Source organism: uncultured Desulfovibrio sp., assembly GCF_902477725.1.
In the GTDB taxonomy this organism is placed as follows: domain Bacteria; phylum Desulfobacterota; class Desulfovibrionia; order Desulfovibrionales; family Desulfovibrionaceae; genus Desulfovibrio.
Genome location: NZ_CABSIF010000009.1, coordinates 116,906 through 129,698, shown reverse-complemented (window position 1 = coordinate 129,698; position 12,793 = coordinate 116,906). Strand labels below are relative to the sequence as shown.

At 54.2% G+C, this 12,793-nt stretch carries 10 protein-coding genes; 7 read left to right on the top strand and 3 right to left on the bottom strand.

Translation table 11 applies throughout. The annotated features are described in order from the left end of the window. Position 1 precedes the first annotated feature (1 nt). The 6 genes from RDK48_RS10165 (at position 2) to rfbC (ending at position 6,186) form a co-directional block, all read left to right on the top strand. Complete coding sequence (locus RDK48_RS10165) at positions 2-1,015, top strand: glycosyltransferase family 10 domain-containing protein (RefSeq protein WP_298994725.1); 1,014 nt, start codon at positions 2-4, stop codon at positions 1,013-1,015. A 59-nt stretch (positions 1,016-1,074) separates the two neighbouring features. Beyond that, complete coding sequence (locus tag RDK48_RS10160; protein WP_298994722.1) at positions 1,075-1,869, top strand: glycosyltransferase family A protein; 795 nt, start codon at positions 1,075-1,077, stop codon at positions 1,867-1,869. A gap of 469 nt (positions 1,870-2,338) precedes the next feature. Then, positions 2,339-3,649, top strand: a complete 1,311-nt coding sequence (locus RDK48_RS10155; RefSeq protein ID WP_298994719.1) for a nucleotide sugar dehydrogenase — start codon at positions 2,339-2,341, stop codon at positions 3,647-3,649. Between the two features lie 13 nt (positions 3,650-3,662). Then, on the top strand, positions 3,663-4,742 hold the full coding sequence (gene rfbB / locus RDK48_RS10150; protein ID WP_298994920.1) for a dTDP-glucose 4,6-dehydratase: 1,080 nt from the start codon (positions 3,663-3,665) through the stop codon (positions 4,740-4,742). 14 nt (positions 4,743-4,756) lie between these two features. Continuing rightward, the gene (rfbA, locus tag RDK48_RS10145) at positions 4,757-5,650 is read left to right on the top strand and encodes a glucose-1-phosphate thymidylyltransferase RfbA (RefSeq protein ID WP_298994718.1); all 894 of its coding nucleotides are present in this window, start codon (positions 4,757-4,759) and stop codon (positions 5,648-5,650) included. Continuing rightward, entirely contained in the window at positions 5,641-6,186 is a 546-nt protein-coding gene (gene rfbC, locus RDK48_RS10140; RefSeq protein WP_298994716.1) for a dTDP-4-dehydrorhamnose 3,5-epimerase, read from the top strand. Before rfbA ends, rfbC begins: the two co-directional genes overlap by 10 nt. 71 nt (positions 6,187-6,257) lie before the next feature. Here rfbC and rfaD read toward each other — a convergent pair whose 3' ends face one another. Beyond that, a complete protein-coding gene (rfaD, locus tag RDK48_RS10135; protein ID WP_298994714.1) occupies positions 6,258-7,241 on the bottom strand; it encodes an ADP-glyceromanno-heptose 6-epimerase in 984 nt (327 codons plus the stop codon). A 295-nt stretch (positions 7,242-7,536) separates the two neighbouring features. Between rfaD and RDK48_RS10130 the strand changes: the two genes are divergently transcribed. Continuing rightward, on the top strand, positions 7,537-11,577 hold the full coding sequence (locus tag RDK48_RS10130; RefSeq protein WP_298994711.1) for a response regulator: 4,041 nt from the start codon (positions 7,537-7,539) through the stop codon (positions 11,575-11,577). 90 nt (positions 11,578-11,667) lie between these two features. On the opposite strand, the gene RDK48_RS10125 is transcribed toward RDK48_RS10130, so the two are convergent. Next, complete coding sequence (locus tag RDK48_RS10125) at positions 11,668-12,369, bottom strand: LrgB family protein (RefSeq protein WP_298994709.1); 702 nt, start codon at positions 12,367-12,369, stop codon at positions 11,668-11,670. Beyond that, complete coding sequence (locus RDK48_RS10120) at positions 12,357-12,749, bottom strand: CidA/LrgA family protein (RefSeq protein ID WP_298994705.1); 393 nt, start codon at positions 12,747-12,749, stop codon at positions 12,357-12,359. Before RDK48_RS10120 ends, RDK48_RS10125 begins: the two co-directional genes overlap by 13 nt. Positions 12,750-12,793 lie beyond the last annotated feature (44 nt).

Genomic DNA, 12,793 nt, shown 5'->3' with positions numbered 1-12,793 from the left:
AATGATGGCTTCAATGAAAAATTGTGTTTTTTCAACTATCCATGTTCCGTGGCCTTGGATGCGGCAGACTTTGGATGGTCATGGGCGAATGGCTGACTGTGATATTCAGATAAATACTAATGATACCAATGCACAGTGGTTGGTTGTTTTTGATGAGCCGTACACTAATACAGTAACTTCTGTGCCAAAAGAAAGGCGTATACTTTTTATTACAGAACCTCCAGAAGTAAAACCATATCCTGCATCATATTTGCGACAATTTGGTAGAATTGTTTCGCCTTTTACTATTAAGAGCGTTCCGTCTGGCACTGTGCTGATAGAAAACCCATGTCTTAACTGGCACTACGGTGTGGAAACAGTCAGTGGCAATTATTCAAGCGAGTTCAGCAAGCTTGATGACTTTCGAAACATGTCCATTCCTGCAAAGGAAAAGATGCTTTCTGTCATCTGTTCGACTAAAACATACACAACTGCACAGCGCAAAAGAATTGCATTTGTAGAAAAGTTGCAGGCCCGTCTTGGTTCCAAGGTTGATATTTATGGTCGCGGAAGAAACCCGATATCAGACAAACGAGATGCCATTGCTCCGTACAAGTACCATCTCGTGCTTGAAAACAATTACAGCAATTTTTTTTGGACAGAAAAGCTTTCTGATACATTGATCGGGTTTTCTTATCCCATTTATCTTGGGGCCCCGAATCTTGGCAGTTTTTTTCCCAAAGGCTTTTTGTCATCTTTACAGCCAGATAGCGATGAAGCGAACATTGCCTTGATAGAAGAGCTGTTGAGCGATGACCCTTGGGAACGTTCCCTTTCTGCAATTGTTGAATGTCGCAACTGGATACTTGAGACAACAAATGTCTTTGATCGGGTGAACCGGTTTATCCGTGAGGGGGCCCAGGCGCCCATGTCTCCGAATCATGCGGAGCCTGTGCAAATTAAGCCAACAGGGCGTTGGGAAAAAGCTCTTTTGAGACGCGTTATGCGTTTGGGGCTATATAACCCGTTTGTATGAAGATGGGAAATTTACAGTTACCACCACTTTCTCCTGCAGGGCCCTCTATTGATCTGCTCGTGGCAACCATTGGGCGGGCAAATGAGCTTGACCGGCTGTTTACGTCACTTGAGGGGCAGTCGTACAAAAACTTCCGGATACTTCTGGCAGATCAGAATCCTCCGGGTTATCTGGATAATATGCTTGCCCGCCATTCCGGCTTGCCCATTACTCGTACTATGCTGCCCCCGCAGGGAGTTTCAGTTGCCCGCAATGTCTTGCTGGAACAAGCCAATGCAGACATCATAGTTTTTCCTGATGATGATTGCTGGTATGCGCCGGATACCCTTGAACGCGTGCGCGAAACGTTTGCCGCCTATCCTTTTTGCGGAGCTTTGCTGGGAGTGTGGACCTCCTCGCCCGATGTTTATGCCTCGGGAGTGCCCGAGGGGAGCGTCAGCCGGGCGGGGCTGTTCCAGCTGGCAGGAACATGCGTACAGTTCTATCGCAGAGAAGCCGTGACTGGTCTTCGCTTTGATCCCCTGCTTGGGCCGGGAACCGGCTTGCCCTACGGTTGCGGCGAAGACACCGACTATCTTTTGTACGCGTACGCCCGTACAGAGGTACGCCGGTATGCAAAAATTCGTGTGTTCCATCCTTCGCCGAAAGAAATTCAGCCCTCGCCGCAAAAGGTGGCAAGCTATGCAGCCGGGCGCATGTATTTGTTGAAAAAGCATGGTTTTTCATGGCTGTTTATGCTGTTCAATGTGCTGTACCCCCTCTGCGTGGCCCCCGTGGACGCCCTGCGATACGGGACGGCGCAGGGTGCCTATCGGTTGCGCATGTTCGTTGAGCGTCTGCGCAACTGGCGTTAACAAGGCTGGGAATCGCGGCAGTTTTCATACGCAAGGGGAATACCTCCATAGCCTGCCTGTGCAGCGTTTGATTGTGGAGCGGGATGTTGCTCATTTCTCTCTTTTCAATGCGCTGCCATTAGTGTAATTTTCTTTGTTGCATTGCCTTGGCGCGGCTGCATAATGCAGATCCGTTGAATGTATGCAGGCCGCCCATTCCGTGGCAGCACGAATACTACTCGTTTCCTCCGAGGCCCATAGGCCCCGGACCGTATGAAATAGCGGAATGAGACTGAAGGAAAGCATGCTGATTTTCATGTGATTTTTGTTCTTTTCTTGAAAATCAGGTGATCACAGAGTGTTCAAGGGTGTTGCAGCTTTACTGTTCATGCGGCATGTTGGCCAACGCTGCGATGCGGACTTTTTTACTTCACACAAGATTGCGTCTGTGGTTCCGTTGAAGGAATCCAGTAGTATTGAGGACAATCAGATGGTTTCATTTGAAGACCTGTTGGCAAAGAAATCTTCCGTGGCTGTGGTTGGCCTGGGTTATGTGGGCTTGCCCCTGGCTGTTGCCCTTTCCCATCACTTTGATGTCATTGGCTTTGATATCAATGTGGCGCGGGTAGATGCGCTCAACAAGGGACACGATGCCACCAATGAGGTTGACGATGCTTCCCTTACCGCCAGCACGGCCCGTTTTACCAGCGATGCAGCCGAACTTGCCAAGGCGGGCGTGATCATCGTGGCTGTGCCTACCCCGGTAGACAGCCACCGACAGCCAGATCTTACGCCTGTGGTGGGCGCAAGCCGCACGGTTGGACGCCATATGCCCAAGGGCTGCGTGGTGTGCTATGAGTCTACGGTATACCCTGGTGTTACCGAGGACGAATGCATCCCCCTGCTGGAAAAAGAATCAGGCATGCGCTTTCCTGCGGATTTTGCCGTGGGTTATTCGCCCGAGCGCATCAATCCCGGTGACAAGGTTCACCGGCTTGAAACCATCCGCAAGGTTGTTTCCGGCTCTGACGCTCCCACCGCAGACCTGTTGGTAAAGGTCTATGGCGCGGTGGTGACAGCGGGCATCCACAGAGCCTCGTGCATCAAGGTGGCCGAGGCCGCCAAGGTTATTGAAAACACGCAGCGCGATATCAACATCGCCCTGATGAACGAACTGGCCCTTATTTTCAACCGCATGGGGATTGATACGCTGGAAGTGCTTGAGGCCGCAGGCAGCAAGTGGAACTTCCTGCCGTTCCGTCCGGGTCTTGTGGGTGGGCACTGCATTGGCGTGGATCCCTATTACCTGACCTACAAGGCCGAAGAAATCGGCTGCCACCCCGAGGTTATTCTTGCAGGCCGCCGCATCAACGACGGCATGGGCAAGTACGTGGCAGAAATCTGCGTAAAGCGCCTCATCAATGCGGACAAGCATGTCAAGGGCGCGCGCGTGGGCCTGCTGGGCTTTACATTCAAGGAAAATGTGCCTGATATCCGCAATACCCGCGTGGTGGACATCATAGCGGAACTGAAGGAATACGGCATCACGGCTCTGGTGCATGATCCCGAGGCCGATGCTGCGGAAGCCCATCACGAATACGGGCAGACTCTATTGCCCCTGAGCGATCTCAAAAATCTGGATGTTCTTATCCTGGCTGTATCGCACGAGGGTTTCCGCCAGCTTGACCATGCGGCCATACGCGCCATGTTTGCAGGCGATGCGGTTACACTTATGGATATCAAGGGCTTCTGGAACAAGCAGGAAATGCTTGCTGCCGGGTTTGATCTCTGGAGGCTGTAATTTGAACGCGCGCATGCCCTGTCAGCTGGTTACTGGTGGTTCGGGCTTTATCGGGTCCTGCTACGTTCTTCAGGCCCGGCGGCAGGGTGTGCGCGTCATCAACCTCGACAAACTGACCTACGCCGGGAATCCTGCCAATCTGGCAGTACTGAAAGACGATCCGAACTACGTCTTTGTGCGAGGCGACATCGGCAATGCCGAGCTGGTTGCCTGGCTGCTGGAAACCTTCCAGCCTGATGGCATCGTGAATTTTGCTGCGGAAAGCCACGTTGACCGTTCCATTGTTGACCCCGATGCTTTTGTGCGCACCAATGTGCTGGGTACGGCCACGCTGCTGAGGGTGGCTGCCCAGTGGTGGCGCGCGCTGCCTGCGGAACGCGCTTCAGGCTTTCGCTTTCTGCACGTGTCCACCGATGAGGTATATGGCGCGTTACAACCGGGCGATCCAGCTTTTACTGAAGCGACCCCTTACAGCCCCAACAGTCCATATTCTGCTTCCAAGGCCGCCAGCGACCATATGGTGCGCGCTTTTCACGAAACCTACGGCCTCCCGGTGCTGCTTACCAATTGTTCCAACAATTACGGGCCGCGCCAGTTCCCTGAAAAACTCATTCCCCTGATGATCTGCAATGCCCTTGATGGCAAGCCTTTGCCTGTCTACGGCAAGGGGGCCAATATTCGCGACTGGCTACATGTAGAAGACCATTGCGCTGCCATAGCCCGAGTGTTTGAAGCGGGCAGGGTAGGGCGGTGTTACAACATCGGCGGGCATGCGGAAAAGACCAACCTTGAGGTTGTGCAGGCCGTGTGCTCCATCCTTGACCAGTTGGTTCCCTCGGCTCGTGGGTCTTACGCCGATCAACTTACCTATGTGGCCGACAGGCCCGGTCATGATTTTCGGTACGCCATAGACTGCAGCAGAATAGAAGCGGAGCTTGGCTGGAAGCCGAGCCACAAGTTTGATTCCGGCCTGCGTGAAACCGTTCGCTGGTATCTTGAACATACCGCGTGGGTTGAAAATGTCCGTAGCGGCGCTTACAGGGAATGGATTGCAGCCAACTACGCCCATCGCGCTTGCGGTGGGGCCAACTGAAAGAAGGGGGCGGCATGAGCGGCTGGAAAGGCATTGTTCTGGCTGGTGGATCTGGCTCGCGCCTGTATCCCCTGACCCTGAGCGTGAGCAAGCAGCTCATGCCCATCTATGACAAACCCATGATTTACTACCCGCTGTCTATTCTGATGATGGCGGGCATTCGGGATATCTGCCTTGTTTCCACCCCTGAGCATCTGCCCCTCTATAAGGCTTTGCTGCATGACGGCTCGCAACTGGGGTGCAATTTCAGCTACGTTGTGCAACCCCACCCTGAGGGGCTGGCCCAGGCTTTTTTGTTGGCGGAAGAGCACATTGCGGGGCACAATACCTGTCTGATTTTGGGTGATAATGTTTTTTTCGGGCATGGATTGCCAGCACTTACACATGCTGCCATGGCCCGCGAGTGCGGAGCGACCATTTTTGGCTACCATGTGCGCGACCCTGAGCGTTACGGCGTCGTGGAATTTGACGATGAGCGGAATGTGGTCAGCATTGAAGAAAAACCCGCCCTTCCAAAGTCCAACTTTGCGGTGACAGGCCTGTATTTTTATGACCAGAAGGTGCTGGATATCGCCCGCGCCGTACGCCCCTCGGCCCGGGGCGAACTGGAAATCACAGATGTGAACAATGCCTATCTGCAGCAGGGCAATTTGCATGTAGAGCTTATGGGGCGGGGCATTGCCTGGCTTGATACAGGCACGCATGATTCTCTCATGGATGCCGGAGCCTTTGTGCAGGCGGTAGAAAAGCGCCAGGGGCTCAAGGTGGCCTGCCTGGAGGAAATAGCCTGGCGCAACGGCTATATTGATGCGGACGCCGTACGCGCACTGGTAAAGCCCATGGCCAAGACCGGGTACGGGCAATATCTTCTTGAACTTGTGGATGCGGGGATTGGGCTGTGGAAGTAGTTCAGACGCCTATTGCCGGGGTACTGCTGATCAAACCCAAGGTATGGGGTGATCAACGCGGCTATTTTGTGGAAACCTGGCAGCAGCAGCGCTACGAAGCGGCAGGCATTGCCTTGCCCTTTGTGCAGGATAACCATTCCATGTCCGCCCGTGGCACTCTGCGCGGCCTGCATTATCAGAAAACACGTCCTCAGGGTAAACTGGTCTATGTTTCGCTGGGCAGTGTTTTTGATGTGGCTGTGGATATTCGGCGAGATTCCCCCACGTTCGGCAAGTGGTTTGGCGTAGAACTTTCGCAGCAGAACCAGTGGCAGTTGTGGGTACAGCCCGGCTTTGCGCACGGATTTGTGGTAACGAGCGAAACTGCCCATTTTCACTACAAGTGCACAGATTACTACTGCCCCGAGGATGAAGCGGCCATCCGCTGGAACGACCCGACCCTGGGCATTGTCTGGCCCGTGGACGAACCTCTGCTTTCTGCCAAGGATCAAGTTGCTCCGCTGTGGGCTGAGGCCATGCAGGCTGCCGGACGCTGAACCGGTTGCAGCTGACTGCGGCATACCCCCGTTAGATTTTACCCACTTGGGCATGTGACCGCTGCATTTCATCAGGTGGGCATTTCAAGATAGGGATCGCTCTGGGCCAGATAGGTGCCCACATACTCCGCAATGCCCTGTTCCAGCGATGCAAAGCGCACTGGGCAGTTTTTTTCTTGCATCCAGCTCATATCCGCCTGGGTGAAGTTCTGGTATTTTCCGCGCAGGGCTTCAGGCATGTCCATATATTCAATCTGAGGTTCTTTGCCCAATGCGGCAAATATGGCACAGGCCAGATCGTTCCAGCTCCGCGCCTTGCCCGTGCCCACATTGAGAATGCCATTGGTTGCCGGGTTTTCAAGCAGCCAGAACATCAACTCCACGCAATCCTTCACGTAGACAAAATCGCGCATCTGGCCGCCGTCGGCAAAATCCGGCGTGTTTGATCTGAAAAGCCGCAAACGCCCCGTAGTGCTGATTTCATGAAAGGCCTTGCAGGCTACGCTGCGCATGTCCCCCTTGTGGTATTCATTGGGGCCGTAGACGTTGAAAAACTTGAGGCTGGCCACGCTCTCTGTAAGTTTGTTATCCAGCAGCCACAAATCGAAAAGGTGTTTGGAGTAGCCATACATGTTCAGGGGCTTGAGGCGGCGGGTCGTTTCCGGCCTGTCAGAGAAACCCTGTGAACCATCCCCGTAGGTAGCGGCTGACCCTGCATTGATAAAGCGCGCTCCGTGTTCGAGGGCAAACCTGCACAGTTCCACAGTATAGGCCGTGTTGTTAGCCATCAGAAAATCTGCGTCTTTTTCTGTGGTGGAAGAACAGGCCCCCATGTGCACGATTGCCTCAACCTTGCCGCCCAGCGTGTTGCCTCGCAGCATTTCCAGGAATTCAGACCTGTGTACATAGCGGGCGTATCGCCGGTTGACGAGATTCTTCCATTTTTCCGTTGAACCGAGGTTATCCACCACCAGTATGTCGGTTATGCCTGCCTGGTTCAGCCTCCAGAGTATGGCGCTACCGATAAAACCTGCGCCACCAGTGATAATATACATGCAAACCTCATTGATCCAACATGTGGGCTCCTTGCGGAGCAAGGCGAAAAGTCAGCGTTTGTGCAATCGCGCAGGCCAATTATACCCCTGCCGGGCCAGACGCGTCAAAGCGCGCTCCTGAGCCTGATCCGGGCAGATATTCATATGCGGTTGCGCGTATCTTTGCCCCTGCAACAGCCCTTTTCGCAAGAAATTTTTTGGCGATGGGCAATGACAAGGGGAGAATATTGCAATGCGGCTGTTCCTGCTATAAGAAATTACGTATAATTCCTGCAAGAGAACCAGCGAGGTAGACATGGTCAAATTTTTCCACACCGCATTCTGCTGCCTGCTTCTGCTGCTTCTCGCCTGTGCGAATCTGGCATTGTGCGCTACGGATTCTTCCAAGGCTGCCAGCGCCGACCCCATCACCATTGTCTGCATGAAGGATAACGAGCCGCTGTCTTTTGTTTCAAAAACAGGAGAACCTGTCGGCCTGATGATTGACCTGTGGCGTCTGTGGGGCGAAAAAGTAGGCAGGCCCGTGAAATTCATCATGGGCGACTGGCAGGATTCGCTTGATGCCCTCCATTCTGGGCGGGCCGACATCCACTTCAGCATGTATATTACTCCCGACAGAGCCCGCTGGGCAAAGTTTGGCCCGGCCATTTCTCCCGGCATGGGGGGGCTGTTGCTCTCTGCATCTGCCGGGCAAAGAATTACTGACCCAAGCCAGTTGGGGGATGCGGCCATTGTCGTGCTTGAAGGCTCGTTGCAGGAAGATTACATGCGGGAGCACTTCCCCAATGTTCAATTGCTGGTGGTGCGCAACGGGGCAGAAATGTTTTTGTCTGTGGCCAACGGGCTGGCAGACGGCATTTCGAGCAACTTTCCTTCCGCGTATGGCACCATTGACCGGTTGGGACTCAACAGCTTTTTTATGCCACAAGCCATGCCCCTTTTTACGCGCAACCTTCATCCGGCTGTGCTGCGTAACAGGGATGATCTTGCCCTTTTGATGGACGAAGGGCTTTCGCGCATATCGCGCGCAGAAATGGTGGCGCTGGAAGAACGATGGGTGCGCAATCCCGCGCACCGAGTTTGGGGCGACATGCCGCGCTCCCTGCTGCTCACCCCTGCAGAGCGTGAATGGCTGGCAAGCCATCAGACCCTGCGGGTTGCCATGGAAGAAGACTGGCATCCCATTGAATTTATGGACAGTGAGGGTACTTACAACGGTATTGGCATGAACCTCATGCAGGTTGTGGGGCGTTACCTTAATGTTGCCATACAGCCTGTTTCTTCCAATGTGCTGAAAGAAAGCACAGGCCCTCGCCGTGCGGACGTTGAGCCTTTTCTGGAAGGGACGCCGCCAGAGGGTGGCCCCTGGCTGTTTACCAATTCTTTTTTGCAGCTGCCGCTGGCCGTTGCTACCCTTGACTCCGAGCGTCTGGTCACCAGCCCTGGCGATCTGGCCGGCAAAAGTGTGGCAGTGCATGATCACGCAGGCCTTGCAGGGTATTTGCGCGTTCAGTTGCCGCGATCAAAAATCGTGGAGATCTCCAGTCTGGCAGAGGGGCTTTCTGCGGTTCAGAGCGGGCAGGTCGACGCTATGGTGGGCATTGCTCTTTCTGTGGAATATGCGGTGGTGAACAAAAACCTGCGCGATCTGCGCGTGGGCCTGCTGCCGCAGTTGCAGTATTCCGCCCGGGTGGCCGTACGCTCAGACTGGCCGCAGCTTGTCGAAATCATGAATAAAACACTGGACAATATCCCCCATGAGCAGATGGCCGCAATTATGAAGCGTTGGGCCAATCTGCGCATTGAGCGCTCCATGAACTGGATGCTCGTCTTGCAGATCGGCGGGGTGGCGGCAGTATTTCTGGGCAGCCTGCTTGCGGTTATTTTGATCTGGAACCGCAAGCTCGCACAGGAATCGGCAGAACGGCAAAAAGCTCTGGAAGCGGCCCGAGCAAGCGCCTCAGCCTTGTGGCAGCGCAAACAGCAATTGCGCAGCATTGTGGATAACCTGCCAAGCCTCATGATGTTGAAGGATTCGCAAGCCCGCTACATCATGGCGAACAAGTATTTTGAAACATTCACCGGCTATGCCGAATCCTACGTTGTGGGAAAAAACATAGCCGATCTGCTTTCCCCGGAGCATGCAGAACAGGGAATGCGATTGGATAAACTGGTCATAGAAACCGGTAAGGTGCATAAAACTGAAGAAGTTCGGTATGATGCCGTTGGCGAGCAACATATCCTGGATGTAGTGCGTGTCCCGCTGTTCGAGCCGGATGGCACCGTTTACGGCATGGTCTACATGGGGACAGACGTGACGGAACGCCGGGCCGCAGAACAGGCCCTGCGCCGCGCCCAAATGGAAATGTCGCAGATATTCAATGCCGCCGGCAGCGCCATGCGGGTTATTGACCGTAACCTGATAGTCAAGGAAATCAACGATACCTACGTAAACTGCTTTGGCTATTCGCGCGAAGAAATGGTGGGCCACTGGTGTGGCGAATACCCTAGTGGTTCAGAATGCGGCGCGGATTGCGTGGGCAAGCGTATTCTTAACGGCGAGCCTCGGGCTGCCATCCGTCAGCAGCGGCAAAAAAAAGACGGTACATGGGTATTTTGCGATCTGGTTGCCACGCCATTTCTTTCGCCTGATGGCGAGCTTCTCGGCATTATTGAAGATTGCCGGGATATTACCGACCTTGTGGAAAGCCAGCAGGCGGCGGAACAGGCCAGCAGGGCCAAGAGCGAATTTCTTGCCAATATGAGCCATGAAATCCGCACTCCCATGAATGCCGTTGTGGGCCTTACCCATTTGACCCTGCGCACGCCTCTTAATGCAACACAGCGTAATTATTTGAAAAATATAGACAGTTCCGCAAAATCCCTTTTGCGGATCATTGACGACATCCTTGATTTTTCCAAGATTGAAGCTGGCCGCATGGACATGGAATATCTGGACTTTAACCTGGAAGAAGTCCTTCTTGGTCTCTCGAGTCTGGATACGACCAAGTCTGGCGGCAAAAATATTGAGCTTTTGTTGCGCATCGATCGGGAGGTCCCCTTGTTTTTCAAGGGCGATCCTTTGCGGCTGGGGCAGGTACTGGTCAATCTTGTGGGCAATGCCATCAAATTTACCCCTTCGGGGGAGGTTGTGGTGCGCGTTGCGCTTGAGGAGCAAAAAGACCAGAAGGCGCAGTTGCGTTTTACCGTCACAGACACAGGTATTGGCATGGGGCAAGAGCAGCTGGACAAGCTGTTCCAGGAGTTTACCCAAGGGGATTCATCCACAACACGGCGTTTTGGCGGCACCGGCCTTGGCCTTTCCATCAGCAAGCGGATTGTGGAGATGATGGGCGGCGAAATAGGCGCAGAAAGTGAACTCGGCAAGGGCAGCACGTTTTATTTTACCGTCAGTCTGGATATGCAGGAAAACCCCCAGCGCAAACCTGTCTCGGCCATGAAAAATCTTTCCGAGCGCAGGGTTCTTGTGGTGGACGATTCCTTCTCAAGCCGCGAAATACTCCGGCAAGAGCTGGAAGATATGGGCCTGCGGTCGGGCACGGCTGACTGCGGCGATGCTGCGCTGGAAGAGCTGGTGCGCGCCGCTGAAAGCGGCGACCCCTATGATCTGGTGCTGATGGATTGGAAGATGCCCGGCAATAACGGCATTCAGGTTGTGCGGCTGCTGCGCGGCTGCCGCGAACTGCCCTACATTCCGACCGTCATCATGGTTACGGCCTATGGGCGGGAAGAAATCATGGAAGAAGCTCAGGCCGAGGGCATCAGCCATTTTCTCATCAAGCCTGTCAGCCCTTCACTATTGCAGCATGCCATCCTGGATGTTTTTGGGCAGCGGGTAGTTGAAGAAGATTCATCCGGCCTGCCCCAGGAATTGCGCATCCCGGCCAAATACAGAGGCCGCAGGGTGCTGCTTGCCGAAGATAATGAGGTCAATCAGCTGGTTGCCAGGGAACTGCTGGAATCATCAGGCTTTGTTGTGGACATTGCCAGTTCCGGTCTTGAAGTGCTGCAAAAGGCGGAAGGTGCAGACTATGCAATGGTGTTTATGGATATCCATATGCCGCAGATGGACGGCATCGAAGCTGCAAAACGGCTCCGTGCCCAGGCACGCTATGCCCACACACCGATCATTGCTCTCACCGCCGACAGCATGGTGGGCGACCGGGAAAAAAGTCTTGCAGCGGGTATGAACGACCATCTTGCAAAACCCATTGATCCCTACCGTCTGATTGAGGTGGCCGTGCAGTGGCTGGAATGGGGGGCAGATCAGATTGCCCAGGCTGGTAATTCAGGCCAATCCGGCCAGTCTGAATAAGCCAGACAAGCTGAAAATGTTCTGTAAAAAGCTGATGCGGTCGGCAAGCCGACCGCATCACAAAAAGGTTTGATCTCGCAATCGCACTGGCTACATCAGCGGCAGCCGCTGCACTATCCAGACTGCCACAGGTGCCAGAGCCGCAGTAAGAATACCTGCCAGAATCATGGCCAGGCCGCCCATTGCTCCCTGTTCCTGCCCTTCCTGCAAGGCAACAGCTGTTCCCTGAGCATGCGAAATTGTGCCCATGGTCAGCCCCCGCGCAAAGGGATCCTTGATGCGGATGACGTTCAGCCCCCACAATCCCAAAAGGGAGCCAAGCGTACCGGTAGCCACCACAAAGGCCGCAGTCAGGGACGGAATGCCGCCATACATGGAGGCCACCTCCACGGCAAAGGGGATGGAAACGCCCTTGGGAAGGATGGAAATTACCACGTCTTCCGGCAGACCGCCCAGTTTGGCAATAACCCCGGCAGAGAGCATGGCTGCAAAGGCCCCCGCGCACACGCTTGCAAGAATGGGCAAGGCATTGCGCAACAACAGGTGTCGATAACGGTACAAGGGCAGCGCAAGGCTGACCGTTGCCGGGCCAATAAGCAAGGTCATGACCTGTCGGGCTGGCTCATAGGTTTCATAGGGAACATCGCACAGCACCAGCACTGCAATGACTATGGCGGCGCTGCCAGCCACGATATTGATGAGTGGATGCTTGAAACGCATGTACAGGCTGCGCACCAGCGCATATGCCAGCACGGTGCCCGCTGTGCACAAAAAAATGTTTATGATCTGCATGGTGCTTTTTCCTCTTTCTTTTCAGGCGTAGCGCGGCGCAGGGCCCGGGCCATAAAGCCCACAATCACCAGCGGCAGGGCTGTACTGCCCACAATGGCAGCCGCAAGCACCCATCCGTAATCATAAAAAACGCTCCCCCATTGCATCAGCCCTACCGCAATGGGCACAAAAAAGAACACGAGATGCTTCAGTAGAAATTCTGCCGCCATGCTGATGTGGCTTTCTTTTACAATGCCGGTGAGCAGCAGAAAAAACAGTACGATTATGCCCAGCACGTTGCCGGGGATGGGAATGCCTGTCAGCCGTGTAAGCTGATCGCATCCCCAGAATATGCCTGTCAGAATTGCGGTCTGCCAAAGCAGTTTCCATGTTGCGCGCATAGGGTATTCCTGATGTTCGAGGTTTCTGCCGCCTCCCGTTGTCG